At 44.0% G+C, this 15,961-nt stretch carries 12 protein-coding genes and 1 riboswitch; of the genes, 11 read left to right on the forward strand and 1 reads right to left on the reverse strand.

The window, feature by feature from the left end:
* Nucleotides 1-88: 88 nt before the first annotated feature.
* The 5 genes from NH399_RS06065 (at nt 89) to NH399_RS06085 (ending at nt 8,130) form a co-directional block, all read left to right on the forward strand.
* A complete protein-coding gene (locus tag NH399_RS06065; RefSeq protein ID WP_253037807.1) occupies nt 89-826 on the forward strand; it encodes a YciK family oxidoreductase in 738 nt (245 codons plus the stop codon).
* A 256-nt stretch (nt 827-1,082) separates the two neighbouring features.
* The gene (locus NH399_RS06070) at nt 1,083-2,000 is read left to right on the forward strand and encodes a GGDEF domain-containing protein (protein WP_253037808.1); all 918 of its coding nucleotides are present in this window, start codon (nt 1,083-1,085) and stop codon (nt 1,998-2,000) included.
* Between the two features lie 326 nt (nt 2,001-2,326).
* Nucleotides 2,327-4,840: an RND family transporter gene (locus tag NH399_RS06075; protein ID WP_253037809.1), complete on the forward strand. Its 2,514-nt coding sequence runs from the start codon at nt 2,327-2,329 to the stop codon at nt 4,838-4,840.
* An 844-nt stretch (nt 4,841-5,684) separates the two neighbouring features.
* A complete protein-coding gene (locus NH399_RS06080) occupies nt 5,685-7,397 on the forward strand; it encodes a hypothetical protein (protein ID WP_253037810.1) in 1,713 nt (570 codons plus the stop codon).
* Nucleotides 7,398-7,560: 163 nt separating this feature from the next.
* Complete coding sequence (locus NH399_RS06085; protein ID WP_253037811.1) at nt 7,561-8,130, forward strand: hypothetical protein; 570 nt, start codon at nt 7,561-7,563, stop codon at nt 8,128-8,130.
* Nucleotides 8,131-8,189: 59 nt separating this feature from the next.
* Here the strand turns inward: NH399_RS06085 and NH399_RS06090 are convergent, their stop codons facing one another.
* Nucleotides 8,190-8,750 (reverse strand): hypothetical protein, encoded by a 561-nt coding sequence (locus tag NH399_RS06090; protein WP_253037812.1) that lies wholly within the window; start codon nt 8,748-8,750, stop codon nt 8,190-8,192.
* Nucleotides 8,751-9,091: 341 nt separating this feature from the next.
* Nucleotides 9,092-9,202: riboswitch (TPP riboswitch) on the forward strand.
* Nucleotides 9,203-9,256: 54 nt separating this feature from the next.
* On the opposite strand from NH399_RS06090, the gene thiC reads away from it, so the two are divergent.
* Genes thiC through moeB form a run of 6 tightly spaced genes read left to right on the forward strand, consistent with a single transcriptional unit; the run spans nt 9,257 to nt 15,822 of the window.
* Nucleotides 9,257-11,089 (forward strand): phosphomethylpyrimidine synthase ThiC, encoded by a 1,833-nt coding sequence (gene thiC / locus NH399_RS06095; RefSeq protein ID WP_253037813.1) that lies wholly within the window; start codon nt 9,257-9,259, stop codon nt 11,087-11,089.
* A gap of 5 nt (nt 11,090-11,094) precedes the next feature.
* The gene (thiO, locus tag NH399_RS06100; RefSeq protein WP_253037814.1) at nt 11,095-12,195 is read left to right on the forward strand and encodes a glycine oxidase ThiO; all 1,101 of its coding nucleotides are present in this window, start codon (nt 11,095-11,097) and stop codon (nt 12,193-12,195) included.
* Nucleotides 12,192-12,410: a sulfur carrier protein ThiS gene (thiS, locus tag NH399_RS06105; RefSeq protein ID WP_253037815.1), complete on the forward strand. Its 219-nt coding sequence runs from the start codon at nt 12,192-12,194 to the stop codon at nt 12,408-12,410. The genes thiO and thiS overlap by 4 nt, the downstream gene beginning before the upstream one ends.
* Nucleotides 12,411-12,413: 3 nt before the next feature.
* The gene (locus NH399_RS06110) at nt 12,414-13,190 is read left to right on the forward strand and encodes a thiazole synthase (RefSeq protein ID WP_253037816.1); all 777 of its coding nucleotides are present in this window, start codon (nt 12,414-12,416) and stop codon (nt 13,188-13,190) included.
* A gap of 35 nt (nt 13,191-13,225) precedes the next feature.
* Complete coding sequence (gene thiE / locus NH399_RS06115) at nt 13,226-14,713, forward strand: thiamine phosphate synthase (RefSeq protein ID WP_253037817.1); 1,488 nt, start codon at nt 13,226-13,228, stop codon at nt 14,711-14,713.
* Nucleotides 14,710-15,822 (forward strand): HesA/MoeB/ThiF family protein, encoded by a 1,113-nt coding sequence (moeB, locus tag NH399_RS06120; protein ID WP_253037818.1) that lies wholly within the window; start codon nt 14,710-14,712, stop codon nt 15,820-15,822. The genes thiE and moeB overlap by 4 nt, the downstream gene beginning before the upstream one ends.
* The last annotated feature ends 139 nt before the right edge of the window (nt 15,823-15,961 follow it).

A 15,961-nucleotide genomic window follows, 5' to 3' on the forward strand; every position in this document is an offset into this window, starting at 1 on the left:
ACAATCCCACAGTGTGTAGAACTCCTGCTACTCCATTGACTCACAATCAGTTACAATGCGGCTCAAACTGATCTGACGTAGAACAACAATGATAGAAAATTACCAAGCTGCCGACGACTTACTTAAAGACAAGGTGATTCTGATTACAGGTGCTGGCGATGGCATTGGCAAATCAGCCGCTCTGACCTATGCCAAACATGGTGCAACGGTTATCCTTCTGGGACGAACCACCGAAAAACTTGAGCAAGTGTATGATGAAATCGAAGCTCAAGGCGGCCCACAACCAGCTATCATTCCCGTCAACCTGTTAAACCTTTCAATAGAACAGGCGCAACAAATCGGTGAAAAAATTCTCTCTGAATTTGGTCGCCTTGACGGCCTGCTCCATAATGCCAGCCAACTGGGTCAGCTTTCACCTATCGACAGCTACAACGACGAACACTGGCTCAACATTATGCAGGTCAATGTTAACGCCACCTTCTTTTTGACCAAAGCCCTGTTACCGGCCTTGCGTCAATCTCCAGCCGCCTCAGTTATCTTTACCAGCTCTGGTGTTGGCAACAAGGGACGCGCTTTTTGGGGTGCTTATTCTGTCTCAAAATTTGCTACCGAAGGCTTTGCTCAAGTACTGGCAGACGAGCTAGAGAAGTCAAATATACGGGTTAACACCATCAATCCGGGCGCAACAAGAACCAAAATGCGTGCTAAAGCTTACCCAGTAGAAGATCCCATGACGGTAAAAACCCCGGCTGAAATAATGCCCCTCTACCTTTATTTAATGGGGGCCGATAGCGCAGAGGTCCACGGCCAGCGCATCGACGCCTAATAATTACTCGCTGATGGCAACGGCAATCTTGTGCCGCCGTTGCCGGGACAGCGTCATTTTTTTGAATACAGCGGAAAACCAGAACACTTTTTAACCGTATTTTTCAGTCAAAAAATTGACCTTAATTTTTTGACCAAAAAATTTCCTTTTCCAACTCTATGTTTTAGAAGCTGTTTTTTTAGTATCGCTAAGTTGGCACACAATTCGCTAATACCTTATCATACCCTTAGCTTAGCTGTTTAAAGTGATGAGATTTATGAAAAACGTGGCAACTCCCAAAACCATTGATGTCGTAGAAGCAGGTGTTGTGGAATACATCGCGCCTTATTTAAAGCAGTCTTCAGATGCGGAGCTTTGTGAGGCCAGCCAAAAATTATCGCTTTTATTACAAAGAACACTGGATCTGGACTTAATGCTCACCACTTTTTGTGAGCAAGCTTCTTATATCGTCCCCTGTGAAAGCGTGGCCTATCGAAATGATCAACATGGGCTGTTTTTTTATCACGGAGATAAGCACCAGAACCTTTGCCACTACCAACTCCAGCTTGATGGAGAAAACCTCGGTGTGGTTGAATGTTCTAGCGAGCGCAATTTTACAGAAAAAGAGTTAATGCGACTGGAGCTGTTATTAGAGCAATTGATTTATCCTTTACGCAACGCGCTCTTATACCACAATGCAGTGCAGATGGCGCATCAAGATCCTCTCACTCAACTAGGTAATCGTGGCGCTTACGATCACGCGGTAGAAACAGAAGTTTATCGTGCCGATCGCCATAAAACGCCGCTATCCATGTTGGTCGTTGATATCGACTTTTTTAAGCGCATTAACGATGACTACGGACACCTGGTAGGTGATCAGGTGCTTAAAAAAGTCGCTCAGATGCTCAATGCACAAGTACGCAAAAGTGACCTGGCTTTTCGTTATGGTGGAGAAGAGTTTGTTATTTTAATGACCAATACTCATTCTGATGCCGCTCATACCATCGCCGAAAGAATTCGTAGCAAGATAGCCGCCGCCGTTGTAAATATCATGGAGCAGACCATTCCGGTCACCGTAAGTATCGGCGTTTCTGAGTTTCAACATGGTGAAAGTGCCAGCACTTTATTTCATCGCGCTGACCAAGCTCTGTATCAAGCCAAACACGATGGTCGTAATCAGGTAAAAGCGGCATAACGGCACCTGCTTAAACGGTACATCGTCTTTAATTCTTTCTCTCACAATCATCACAAGCTGAGTTGCTTAAGTAACGCTCGTTAACAACTCGGCTTTTTCTGTTTAAAAGTCGTCCGTTTTATTAGAATTTCCTGCCTTATTCAGCTTTTATTCAGGCGAAATGGTCAGAATTTACAAGGGTCTGCACAAAAGCATACAATAGACCCATTTAAAGGGTTCTGACTGTACAAAATACGCTCACTAGAACACAGAGTGACCTTATTTGCTCAGCCAGGCTGAATGTGCTGTTTCCTACTCTAAAGTTAATAACCTATCAGGAACCATTAATGGAATCTCGTTCAAAAGTGGGTTTATGGATTGCTAATCTGGTAATGCATAAAACTCGAAGTATCTCGTTTTTTCTAATCGTCACTCTTATTGCACTCGCCATTGGCATCCCTAAATTTAGGCTTGATGCGTCTGCCGACTCACTACTTCTTGAGAACGATCCTACCCTGACAAGCTATCGCAAAACCTACCTTCAATACGGTAGTGATGATTACCTGTTCCTGGTATTTGCTCCTGAGTCAGAGCTATTCACCGAAAGCAATCTGACCAAGCTGGAAGAATTGCAATCCAAAATCGTTAAGCTGGATCATGTTAGCTCGATTACTTCGATACTTGATATTCCTCTATTTGACTCAGAAGAAGCCGACATATTTACCGTTGAAGGAAAAGTTCAAACACTGCGTGAACGCAAGATGCCATTAACTAAGGCGAAACAGCTGCTCATCAACAACCCTATCTATAAAGATCTGATTATTAGCCCTCAAGGCGGTCTGACCGCGCTACAAATCAATCTGAAAACCCCTGAAGCCTTAAAAGCTCAATTGCGCAAAGTTACTGAATTCCAGATCCAGAACGATCTAACCGCCCTGACACCAGAACAACAACAAAGTTTTCAGGCACTAAAGCAAACATTAAAGCAGCTCACGACTCAGAACAGTGCCGATGTTGAGCAACTGATCATAAAAATACGTTCTATCATCCAGCAAGAAGACACCGCTATAAAACTCTTCTTAGGTGGTGTTCCGATGATTGCGAATGATCTAACCGACTATGTCAGCAGCGATCTGGTGGTATTCGGTGGTTTGATTTTTGTTGTACTGATTCTGATTTTGACACTCATTTTCCGTCAGTGGCACTGGATTGTATTACCACTATTAGTTAGCACACTGGCCGTGGCAGCCATGCTGGGTTTGCTGGGCTGGTTAAACTGGCCAGCAACGGTTATCTCTTCCAACTTCGTTGCTCTGCTTTTGATCATGACGATCTCACTGACCATCCACTTAATTGTTCGCTTTCGAGAACTTACTTTTGAACACCATGTAACCTCGCTTTCGGAGCGCATCAAACGAACCTTGAGTTCCATGTTCATTCCCTGCTTATTTACCGCGTTAACTACCATGGTAGCTTTCGGTTCCTTGGTCGTCAGTGACATTCGTCCGGTTAAAGATTTTGGTTTAATGATGTCCATGGGACTGGCCCTGGCCTTCTCTCTGGCATTTGTTGCTTTCCCACTTTCGGTGTTTTTAAGTTACCGTGGCAATAAAGAAACCCCTGTAAAATCGAATCTTACCGAATTCACCAGTGCCCTTGGCCGTTGGACTCTTGGCAACCGAAGCATGATTCTGGTAACTGCAACCCTGGTTGCCACCTTCGCTATAACGGGCATTACTCAACTGACAGTAGATAACCGCTTTATCGACTACTTCAAATCCAGCACCGAAATTTATCAGGGAATGAAGCGTATTGACGATTCACTGGGTGGCACAACGCCACTCGATATTGTGATCAAAACCGATGCCCTGCTGCCTAAAGATGAGTTTGAGGACGAATTTGAAGACGAGTTCGAAGATGACTTTGGTGACGAGGAAGAAGAAACCATATCACCCTGGTTCACGCAAGCAGGTGCCGAAAAACTGGCTCAGGTTCAAAGTTATCTGGAGCAAAGCGAAGTAACGGGTAAAGTTTTATCATTAGCTTCAGGTTTCCGCTTACTGAATGATCTTAACAACGGACAACCACTGGATGACTTCTTACTAGGCTTATTCTATAAGCGAATGTCTGCGGACATTAAGCGTCAATTGATCGCGCCTTATCATAAGGATGATGGTTCTGAGATCCACTTTAATATCCGTATGATTGATTCTCACCCGAATCTAAAACGCAGTGAATATCTTGCCGAATTACATAATTACTTCCAGAAAGACTTAGGCTTAAGTCCTGATGATTATGAAATTACCGGTATGTTTGTTCTCTATAACAATATGCTAGAAAGCCTGTTCGACTCACAGATCAAAACGATCTTCACCGTATTTCTGATGATCTTGTTGATGTTTATTCCTATCTTCCGCTCGGTGAACCTAGCCCTCATTGGCTTAATACCTAACGCATTAGCCGCTGCTATGGTGATGGGGGCAATGGGTTGGTTTGGTATTCCACTTGATATGATGACCATTATGATAGCCGCTATCGCCATTGGAATAGGTGTCGACAATACCATTCATTATATCTTCCGTTTCCGTCGAGAGTTTACTCAACGACAAGACTATGAAGCCTGTGTGCAGGCCTGCCACAATACCATTGGTAAAGCGCTTTACTATACTTCACTGACCGTCCTTGCAGGTTTCTCGGTGCTGGTGTTCTCTAACTTTATTCCAACTATCTATTTTGGCGTTCTTACCAGCATCGCAATGGCAACAGCACTACTCGCTAACCTAACGCTGCTGCCACAGCTTATCCTGGTGTTTAAGCCGAAAATCCCAGAGCTACCCACCGGAAATGGTGATTCCAATTAAATACTTTGAAGCCCTGCAACGCAGGGCTTTTTTTATCCAGCCTATTATCAATTAACAGCTTTCCTTTATAAATCCTTCACGCAATTAGAACTCGCCCCTTGTCACTTATTTAAGCAACTCCTTAGTTGCCAATATGCCCCTCTTCTCACTCACGATTAAATAGCAGGCGGATCTCGCAGTGCAGTTTTCGCTTGTTACATGGCCTAGCAATACAAAAGAAGGCTCTTCCTTTGGTCAAAAAAATGCCAACTAAGTCACTCTTTTATTCCAATTTATATATAAAAATTAAGGTGTTATAGACAAAAGATATAATATATCAATTCAAAAAATCGCCCTTCTGTGGCGACACTCCTTGCGTAGAAACTAACGTAAAGATCGTAAATTTTCACATATCTATCTAAGTTAAAGGCTAAAAATATCCCCAAACTTTTATTTTTTGATTTATCAGAGAGTTAACTAAACTTTCCCAATCAAAGAGTGACATTTTTATGACACTTTTATGTAACTTAGCACCCAAAAACCCTGAGATACCCGAAGCGTCAAAAAATAACTCGAATTATTTAGTTACATATAAGAACCATTCATAGTAAGTGCAAACATACTCCAAAACACCCTTAAATAATGCACCAAACATTATTCATATAACAATATTAATAAAGTTCTTTTTATTTCTGTAGTAATAATTGTGATTTTCTTTCGCTTCGACGTTGACAGCAAGTTTAAAAAACGTACAATGCACCCCCAATTGAAGCAGGGACATATATCCCAAGCTTCCATACAGTTAGAAAGTTAAGTTTTTTACGCGAATTTGCCCTTTTAACATTGATTTTATTTGGAGTTATCAATGACTAATCCCCTAAACAAGAAAACCAAGCTAAAAACTCAGTTAACAGGCTTGGCTTTAGGTTTGATGAGTTCTGCAAGTGTTATGGCTTTTACACAAATCGGTGGTAGCGGCGCTATCCCAATGGGCCACGAGTGGTTAACACGTACTTCTGCATTGGAACTTTTAAATTCAGACCACCTGATCGCGGTCGACCCTAACGACCCTCGCGGCAGCTGGAGCAACGGATTAGCCAAAAACATCGACTTAACCAATGCGCAAAACGAAGTCGCTCGTCTTAAAAGCTTCTTAAACAGCAATTCTTTATATGAGCCTCGTTACGACTTTGTATTCTCAGCCATCATCGGTGAGCGCTGGGTAGACACAGCGGGCTTCAACGTTACTAAATCAACGGTAGGCAAAATCGACTGTTTTAACGCTGTTGCTCAAGAGCCAGCTGACTTACAGCAGGATCACTACATGCGTCGTTACGACGACAAAGGCGCTCAAGGTGGTGTTGACGCAGCTCGTCGCTCGCAGGTTCGCTTTATTAATCACTTCGTAAACGCAGCAATGGCCAAGCAGAAGCAAATCAAAGCTTGGGACGGTGGCGGATACTCAACGTCAGAAAGTGTTGACCAGAACTACTTCTTATTTGGTCGTGCAGTTCACTTATTCCAGGATTCTTTCAGCCCAGAGCACACAGTACGTCTTCCTGACGACAACTATGAGAAAGTACGCCAGGTAAAAGCTTACTTATGTTCTGAAGGTGCCGAGCAGCACACTCACGACACAACAGCAGCATTAAACTTCACTAGCGGTGACGTTATCTGGAACACAGGTACTCGTTTAAATGCAGGTTGGGGTTCTTATAAAGTGAGTTCTATGAAACCTGTTGCTTTGGTTGCGATGGAAGCAAGTAAAGACTTATGGGCAGGCTTCATCCGTACAATGGCAACACCTTATGCACAGCGTGAAGCAGTCGCTCGAGCCGAAGCTCAAACATTAGTAGATAACTGGTTATCTTTTGACGAAGCAGAAATGCTGTCTTGGTACCACGACGAATCTCACCGTGACCACACCTATGTATTAAATGCAGGTGAAAGTGGTAAAGGTATGACTCAGCGCGACTGTATGCTAGGTCTGGGTGTTGAATCAGGTAATCAGGCTGACCGTGTTGCTGAATTAGAAGACCAGCGTCGCCAGTGCTTATACAACGTACAAGCAAAAGAAGGTTACAGCGACTTAAACGACCCACACATGGATATTCCTTTCAACTGGGAATGGAAATCAGCAGTAACTTGGCAAACGCCTAGCTCAAGCTGGCAGATTCCTCAGCTAGTAGCTGACTCAGGTAAGACAGTGGTTATCAAGAACTCTATCGACTCTCAGCCTCTTGTTGTAGACGGTGGATTGAACAGCGGCGAGACTTTGTACTCTCAATCTGGTAACGCTATCGAGTTCATCATGGTTGAAGACGGTAACAAAACTTACTTCCGCACCAAAGACAACGCAGACTTATTCATGAGCTATACCTACGCTGGTCGTGGTCAGCTACATAACTCAGCTAACCAGAACTCATACGAAGTAAAAGCAAAAGGTGCTCTTTGGACTATCAAGAACATCTACTGGAACGACTACTTCTGGTTCTACCAGCCTAACCGCAGCCCTTACGTAACAGGTACAGGTAACGCGAATAAGGCTCACTCACAATGGATTATCGAAGCTAAATAATTGATAGTTAATTAAACTGAACTATAGCGAGAGCATAATGAAAAAGGATTTTGCTCTCGTTTTTTTTATTCTCACTCCCCTATCTTAAAATAATTATCCAACCCCATTTTTTCTGTATTGTCGTTAATTAAACTGACCACTTTATATTAACGGGAGTTACACAATGACTTTACGGAAATCGATTATTACCATCACAGTTTTATTTATCTGCTTTCCTTTATTTGCTCTAAGTTCCGGTCAGAGCAATCCAAGCATGTTAAGTGGATTAACACTGGTTAATGCAGTAGCCAAAAACACGGGAGAAACCTATATCGTTCCAGCCGACTTTAAAGTTCGTGTTCATACTTTTGAGTTAAACATCGAAAAAATGGACAAGAAGTCCTTGGCTGCGTTGTTGGGGCAACATAACTATTCCATTATCAACAAGAACCAAACTAACTATATTGTTTCTCTAAAACAACGAAAAAGAAACGCACCCAACCTGGACGATCTTGATCCTCAAACCCTGTCTCCCTATGACGTGATATCAAAAACCATAACACTTGAGCATGTTTATGCATCGACAATGATTCCGGCAATACGCCCACTTTTATCCACACATGCACACGTCAGTGGTATTGGAAAAAAGCTCATCCTTGTAGGCTTTAATACCAATATTCAAAAAGCTTCCAAATTAATTGATGATCTTGATGTAAAAGAAAAGGCAAAAGCTCGCAGCAAAAAGAAAGGCTAACTATTTATTGAATGATTGAAGACACAAAAAAGCCAGCGACATGCTGGCTTTTTTATCAACTAGAATGAGTAACGAAAACCGAGTATGAAACTCGTCTCATCGATCCAGTCGCGCACTTCCGCTTTAAACGAAAGTTGCTTTTCTAAATAGTATTGACCAGAAATGGCAAAACCCGCTTTGCTTTCAATTTCTTCAAAATCAGTATGGTTTGCTTCAATACCAAACTCAACTCTCTCTACGGGCATCGCACGATAACCAACAGTTACCATGTTCGCCTTCGCAGTGCTGTCTTTTACATTCACTCGAGCGAATGAACCAAATACAGACGACTTTTCGTCAAGGTCATGCTTGTAGCCTAGTGCAAAAAGTCGAAAGCCCAAAGTATATCCTTCATCAATGTCGCTTTCTAATTTGTGATTTTCTGCAGAAACAAAAATATTGAAGTCAAACTCATAACCAAACTTCAGATGTTGACCTTTTAGCTCGTTAGCATCATCCCACTGGGTATAGCCAAAATCAAAGTAGCTATAACTGGGAGCTTCTAAATATTGCGCCGGAATTTCGGCATGGGCCGATAAACTCAAGGCAGCTAATGACGCCGCGGCTAGTAATTTTTTCATGATAATCCCCTTCCAACTATGTAATAAGTTGTATTCCGATAACAAAATTAAGGCGCTATCTTACTGAAATCAGCACAAAAGAACACCTAAAAACCGCGATTGACGGCGAAAATTGTTAGATTGTTATCAATTTTTACGGTTTTAACACGTCAATCATAACGACTGACCCGCTATGTTCTTTCAATATTAGCAAGAATCTGTGCTTTTGTATAAAAAACAGGCATATATAATCTATTTCTCACCTAAAGTATTAATAATAGATAACCCCGCCACACAGGTCCGATATCAACACTGTAAGCTTTCACTTTCGCTCATGTGCAAAGTTTTCTATAATTACGACCAAATTGCTCTCGGGGTGCCTGTGTTACCGGCTGAGATGTTTCTAATAACGAAACAAACCCGCAGAACCTGATCCGATTAGCATCGGCGTAGGGATGAGCGAAATAGTTCATTAGGAAACTTTTCTTCGCCCCTCCGCTATCTGATCTTTATGGCGAGGAACAAAAATGAACAGTAAAGCCCCAATAGTCGATCCCAAAGCTTCCATTATCACTCGCGAGCCGCTTCCGGCCAGCACAAAAGTATACGTTCCATCACAAACATATAAAGACGTAAAAGTACCTATGCGTGAGATCCAGTTAACAGATGGTAGCAGTGTCACTTTATACGATACCTCTGGTCCTTACACCGACCCTAACGCAGAGATTAACGTTCATAAAGGTTTAGCGGATGTTCGTTCTCAATGGATAGAAGCTCGTGACGATACTGAGTTTTATGAAGGCCGAGAATTAAATCCACTGGATAATGGCCACCATGACGAAGAGAAGGCTTTCAAATATTTTAACGCGGATTTGCAACGTAAACCTCGGCGTGCAAAAGCGGGTGGCAACGTATCACAGATGCATTATGCTCGCAAAGGCATCATCACTGCCGAGATGGAATACATTGCTATTCGAGAAAACCAGGCACGAGAAGCACTCAATAACGAATTTACAACAGACGAACGCAATAAGCGATTGGCTGGCAATTCAATGGGGGCAAACCTGCAACCCATTACACCAGAATTTGTACGCAAAGAAATCGCCGAAGGTCGAGCGATCATTCCCGCAAACATTAATCATACTGAATTAGAACCCATGATCATTGGGCGTAACTTTCTGGTAAAGATCAATGCCAACATTGGCAACTCAGCGCTCACTTCGAGCATCGAAGAAGAAGTAGAAAAACTCGTTTGGTCGATACGCTGGGGTGGCGACACGGTTATGGATCTATCAACGGGCAAACATATTCATGCCACCCGCGATTACATCGTGCGTAATTCTCCAGTTCCTATTGGAACCGTGCCTATCTATCAAGCATTAGAAAAAGTCAATGGTGTAGCCGAAGATCTCACCTGGGAAATTTTTCGTGACACATTGATTGAGCAAGCAGAGCAAGGTGTTGACTACTTTACCATTCACGCTGGTGTTCGTCTGGCCTATGTTCCACTAACAGCCAATCGAGTTACAGGCATTGTTTCTCGCGGTGGTTCGATTATGGCAAAGTGGTGTATCGCCCATCACAAAGAGAACTTCTTATACACTCACTTCGAAGAAATTTGTGAAATCATGAAAGCCTACGATGTCAGCTTTTCTTTAGGTGATGGTTTACGTCCAGGCTCATTAGCAGACGCCAATGACGAAGCCCAATTTGGTGAACTCAAAACACTAGGTGAGCTGACTCAAATTGCATGGAAACACGATGTTCAGGTCATGATTGAAGGCCCCGGACATGTTCCCATGCATTTGATCAAAGAGAATATGGATAAGCAACTTGAGTATTGTCATGAGGCGCCTTTCTACACTCTCGGCCCATTAACCACTGACATTGCACCGGGATATGATCACTTTACTAGCGGCATTGGTGCAGCCATGATCGGATGGTACGGTTGCGCCATGTTGTGTTATGTAACGCCTAAAGAACATTTAGGTTTGCCTAACCGCGATGACGTAAAAGAAGGCATCATCACTTATAAAATTTCTTCACACGCAGCTGACGTCGCCAAAGGACATCCTGGTGCTCGTTATCGTGATGACTTGCTGTCGAAAGCCCGTTTTGAATTCCGCTGGGAAGATCAATTTAACCTGGGTCTGGATCCTGATCGTGCGCGCGAATTTCATGACGAGACCTTGCCGAAAGACTCAGCGAAAGTTGCTCACTTCTGTTCTATGTGCGGACCAAAATTTTGTTCAATGAAAATTACTCAAGAAGTTCGTGAGTACGCAGAAAAAGGCATGCAAGAAAAGTCGCAAGAGTTTAAACAACAAGGCGGCGATATTTATATCAAACAAGCCGACTAGGCAAGATGTTGAATATAGCAATCATTGGCGCAGGTATTATGGGACGAGTGCTGGCATGGAAACTCTGCCAGCACCATAACGTGAGCCTGTACGATCAAGATCCTATTGCAACGGGGCAAGCGGCAGCTTATACGGCAGCGGGTATGCTCTCGCCTTTTAGTGAACTCGAGTCAGCAGAAAACCTCATCTTTGAACTCGGCATGCAGTCACTTCCTTTATGGAAGCAACTGATGCAAGAACTGAATGCCTCTCATCTTCTGAACGACTCAGGCAGCATTATCGTTGCCCACACAAATGATCGGCCCGATCACCAACGCTTTATTCAACAGCTCCATCATAAGCTTCCTGACGGCAATAGTTTTCGCTCACTCAACTCAACTCAGTTACACACACTTGAGCCAGAGTTATGCCAGCGTTTTAATGATGCCACGTTTTTACCTCAAGAAGCCTCTGTGGATGCAGAAGCCACCATGCAGCAGCTGGCTAATCACTTGTTAGCTAATCCTAATGTTCAATGGTATGCAGAAATTGCGATCCATGCGCTAGAAGCTCATACCGTTAGTCATAACAACAAACGCAAACATTACGACTGGGTGATTGACTGTCGAGGCTTGGGTGCGAAACAAGAGATGCCAGAGTTACGAGGCGTGCGTGGTGAGGTCATGTGGTTTCATGCACCGGATGTTTCGTTAACACATGTAGTACGACTGATGCATCCTCGCTATCGTTTATACATAGTGCCGCGTGCAAATCACCATTATGTTATTGGTGCCACACAAATAGAAAGCGATGACATGGGCCCCATTACCGTTCGTTCTGCGCTGGAACTATTGTCAGCAACTTACAGTATCCATTCTGGATTTGCCGAAGCCCAGATCTTGCAAACGAAAACCAACTGTCGTCCAGCATTAAGAAATAACTTACCTCGTATTCAAGTCTCTCCAGGCTTAATGCGCATTAATGGTTTATTTCGCCACGGTTTTCTATTAGCCCCTATTTTGGCTCACGAAGCTATTGAAGCTTTGCAATCTGTTAACTATCAATCTCCATTTGAGCAACTGATTGATTGGCAGCAACCCACGCTTAAAGAACATCATTTCTTATGAAGACACAACAATCCATTACCGTTTCACTCAACGGTCAAACTCAACAAGCCCTGGCAGGCGTTAGCCTGAAAGAAAATCTTAAGCAATGGCAGCCAGATAGCGCCCGTTATGCCATAGCAATCAATGAAGAATTTATTCCAGAAAGCCAGTACGACTCAATTGAACTTAGCAACGGCGATCGTATTGAACTATTAGTTCCTATGCAGGGAGGATAAATCATGTGGACCCTGGCCGATAAAGAACTTAGCAGTCGTCTGCTTATCGGGACGGCACTTTATCCATCCCCACACATTATGCAAGAAGCCATTACCGCCTCAGCAGCCGAGGTGATCACGGTTTCTTTGCGACGGCAAAATCCTCAATCCGGTGGCGGTAAAGATTTTTGGCAGTTCTTACAAGAATTGAACAAACACTTGTTGCCTAACACCGCTGGTTGTCACTCCGTTAAAGAAGCGGTGACCACTGCGCAAATGGCCCGAGAACTGTTTGGCACTCACTGGATAAAGCTCGAAGTGATTGGTGATGACTATAACCTGCAACCGGATCCTTTTGCTTTGCTTGAAGCAACGCGAGAGTTAATCAGTCAAGGGTTTGAGGTCTTCCCTTACTGTACTGATGATCTGGTTCTCTGCGAAAAGCTGGTAGAAGCAGGCTGCCGTATCCTGATGCCATGGGGTGCTCCTATAGGAACAGGAAAAGGTCTCGTCAATCCTTATGCTCTACGCACATTGCGCGAACGACTAAAGCAAATTACATTAATTGTAGATGCGGGTATTGGCACAGCCTCTCACGCCGTACAAGCATTAGAAATGGGATACGATGGTGTACTGCTCAATACTGCGGTTGCTCAAGCCAGTGATCCAGTAAAAATGGCAACGGCTTTTCGTTACGCGATGGAAGCAGGTCGCCATGCCTACGAAGGTGGCATTATGCCAGAACGCGATCTGGCAGCCCCAAGTACTCCAACACTGGGCACTCCTTTCTGGAACCAGTAAGAAGCTGACACAACAAATATTTGAATGGCGGTATTATGCAACATAACCAAAGACCTCTAGTGGTATCCATCGCGGGCAGCGACAGTTCGGGCCTGGCTGGTATTCAAATGGACATTAGAACCTGTAGCGCATTGAAAGTGCATTGCGCTACCGTGATGACAGCAAACACCGTACAAGATAATTACGGAGTCGGTTCTGTTAATCCAGTAGACGCTTCGGTGTTTCAGCAACAACTGGAGAGCGTTCTTAGTTTGCAGCCCGATGCCATTAAAATTGGTTTAATAGGTTCCGCAGAACAAGTCGTCATCATGAAGCAATGTCTGTCGACCGTTAGCTGTCCTATCGTTTTTGATCCTGTGTTTGCCAGTAGCAGTGGGCATGTTTTTATTGATGACGACTTACAAGCGTTAATCGAACACGATCTATTGCCTTTATGCACCTTAGTCATGCCCAATTTAGAGGAAGCGGCACGGCTAGCACACATGTCTGTCGACTCGATAGCCGATGTAGAATTAGCCGCCGACATACTGCTGCACCATGAAGTTAAAAACCTGCTCATTAAAGGCGGTCATGGAGCCTCTCACTTAAGTCAGGACTATTTTGCCAGCCTGGAAAAATCCTTTTGGCTGACCAATAAACGCATCGAAACCATTAATCACCGTGGCACAGGCTGTGCTCTGTCAGCGGCAACCGCTGCGGCCTTAGCCCTGCATTACCCACTCTACGACGCGGTTGTGATTGGTAAGATGGCCATTCAACAAGCTTTAAGTTATGGCTACAGTCTGGCAACCGACAAAGGCCCTGTCTCGCTACAACATTTTCCGAATAAACAATTGCACCTTCCCTGCTTAACTCAAACAGCAGATTTCAACTTTCGCCAACCCGCTTTTCCGGAATGTGCAACGACGCCTTTAGGACTTTATCCCGTCGTCGATTCTTATGAATGGTTGCAGCGTTTGTTGCCTTTGGGAATCACAACGGCGCAATTGCGCATCAAAGACAAACAAGGCGATGACTTAGAAAATGAAATTCAACAATCAATTCAACTCGCCAAACAACATAACTGCCGCTTATTTATTAACGACTACTGGTCGTTAGCAATAAAATACGAAGCATATGGTGTTCATCTGGGACAGGAAGATCTAGACGACGCCGATATCGATGCCATTCGCAAAGCGGGCTTACGTTTAGGTATCAGTACACATTGCCACTACGAAGTGGCCAGAGCTCATAGTTTTAAGCCTTCGTACATTGCCTGCGGGCCTGTTTATCACACTAACACCAAACAAATGCCCTGGGTTCCTCAAGCCATTGCCGGTTTAAACTATTGGCAACAAACATTACACTATCCCTTAGTCGCCATTGGCGGCATCAACCAAGAACGCATTGATGCTGTCGCGGAGACTGGGGTAAGTGGCATTGCTATGATTACAGCAATAACGCTGGCCGAGGATCCCGAGCAAACGGCATCCCGCTTTATGCAACAAATTACTAATAGACAATCTTCTCAGGACAACGAATGACGCAATTCAGCGCTGACGAATGGCTCCGCTACACTCGACACATACAGCTTCCACAAATTGGTCCCCAAGGACAAAAACGATTGAAGGACGCTCATGTTTTGATAGTCGGTGCTGGAGGCCTTGGCTGCCCAGTCGCCTTATATCTGGCCGCAGCAGGCGTTGGGCAACTCACGATTGTTGATGCGGATCGAGTAGATGTCACCAATCTGCAACGTCAGGTGCTCTATACCACAGACTCCGTTGGTAAGCTAAAAGCCGAAGAAGCAAAAGCCCATTTGCTCGCGCTAAATCCCAGCATTCAGATCACCGCAATAACCGAGCCTTTTGCTCTGACCAATGGCCCAGCGCTGGTCGCAGATGCCAATCTAGTTATGGATTGCACCGATAACTTTGCCACACGCTATCTGATCAACGATCTCTGCATAGAACACAAAACACCCTGGATATTTGCCAGTATTCATCAATTCTCAGGTCAGTGCGCCTTATTTACTCCCGAGACGGCCTGTTTCCGCTGCTTATTCCCCGAAGCGCCACAAGACATACCCGACTGTAACGCCGCGGGCGTCTTGGGTGTATTGCCGGGCTTACTGGGAACTTTTCAGGCAAACGAAGCGTTAAAATATCTATCAGGCATGGCAACACCATTAAAAAACACTTTGTTGTTAGTAGAAGCGACCGACTTAACCTTTCGCAAGATCAAGCTGAATCGCAATGAACACTGTGTTAGCTGCCATCAGCTAAAATCACCACAGGAGTTGCAAAACGACTATCAATTGCTGTGCAGCTCGAATGATTTAGCTGACTACGAAGTTTCGAGTCAACAATTTGACCAATGGAAAACCGATAAGCACTATCGAGTGATCGATGTGCGCTCCTTAGCAGAACGTCAAGCATTTCATATTGGTGGAGAACATATTCCTCTTGATGATATCCAACAAGCTCTCCAACAGAAGCCACAAGCCGCCAACACCATTGTCTGTTACTGCCAATCCGGCAAGCGCAGCGCCAAAGCAGTAGCGGCGCTCAAAGAAGCAGGTATTGACGATTGTTATAGCCTTGCAGGTGGGATACAGCAATGGCTAAAAGAACATCAGATTCATACTGGCTAAGACAATGGATACTCAAGGATTCATTTTGGATCCTTGAAGTCTCAAAATCTCATAAATTTATTTTTACCACGGCAAATATCCACTCTATCTCATAAAACTCAACTACATTTATATACAGGTCTATAACATCCAATAACAA

This window comes from Pleionea sp. CnH1-48 (genome assembly GCF_024124665.1).
Taxonomy (GTDB): domain Bacteria; phylum Pseudomonadota; class Gammaproteobacteria; order Enterobacterales; family Kangiellaceae; genus JAMXSB01.

What these genes read in the sequence shown, in the direction of transcription:
- NH399_RS06110 (WP_253037816.1), top strand. Translation starts at nt 12,414, where the DNA reads ATGTGGACCCTGGCCGATAAAGAACTTAGCAGTCGTCTGCTTATCGGG.
- thiE (WP_253037817.1), top strand. Translation starts at nt 13,226, where the DNA reads ATGCAACATAACCAAAGACCTCTAGTGGTATCCATCGCGGGCAGCGAC.
- NH399_RS06085 (WP_253037811.1), top strand. Translation starts at nt 7,561, where the DNA reads ATGACTTTACGGAAATCGATTATTACCATCACAGTTTTATTTATCTGC.
- NH399_RS06075 (WP_253037809.1), top strand. Translation starts at nt 2,327, where the DNA reads ATGGAATCTCGTTCAAAAGTGGGTTTATGGATTGCTAATCTGGTAATG.
- thiS (WP_253037815.1), top strand. Translation starts at nt 12,192, where the DNA reads ATGAAGACACAACAATCCATTACCGTTTCACTCAACGGTCAAACTCAA.
- NH399_RS06070 (WP_253037808.1), top strand. Translation starts at nt 1,083, where the DNA reads ATGAAAAACGTGGCAACTCCCAAAACCATTGATGTCGTAGAAGCAGGT.
- moeB (WP_253037818.1), top strand. Translation starts at nt 14,710, where the DNA reads ATGACGCAATTCAGCGCTGACGAATGGCTCCGCTACACTCGACACATA.
- thiC (WP_253037813.1), top strand. Translation starts at nt 9,257, where the DNA reads ATGAACAGTAAAGCCCCAATAGTCGATCCCAAAGCTTCCATTATCACT.
- thiO (WP_253037814.1), top strand. Translation starts at nt 11,095, where the DNA reads ATGTTGAATATAGCAATCATTGGCGCAGGTATTATGGGACGAGTGCTG.
- NH399_RS06090 (WP_253037812.1), bottom strand. Translation starts at nt 8,750, where the DNA reads ATGAAAAAATTACTAGCCGCGGCGTCATTAGCTGCCTTGAGTTTATCG.
- NH399_RS06080 (WP_253037810.1), top strand. Translation starts at nt 5,685, where the DNA reads ATGACTAATCCCCTAAACAAGAAAACCAAGCTAAAAACTCAGTTAACA.
- NH399_RS06065 (WP_253037807.1), top strand. Translation starts at nt 89, where the DNA reads ATGATAGAAAATTACCAAGCTGCCGACGACTTACTTAAAGACAAGGTG.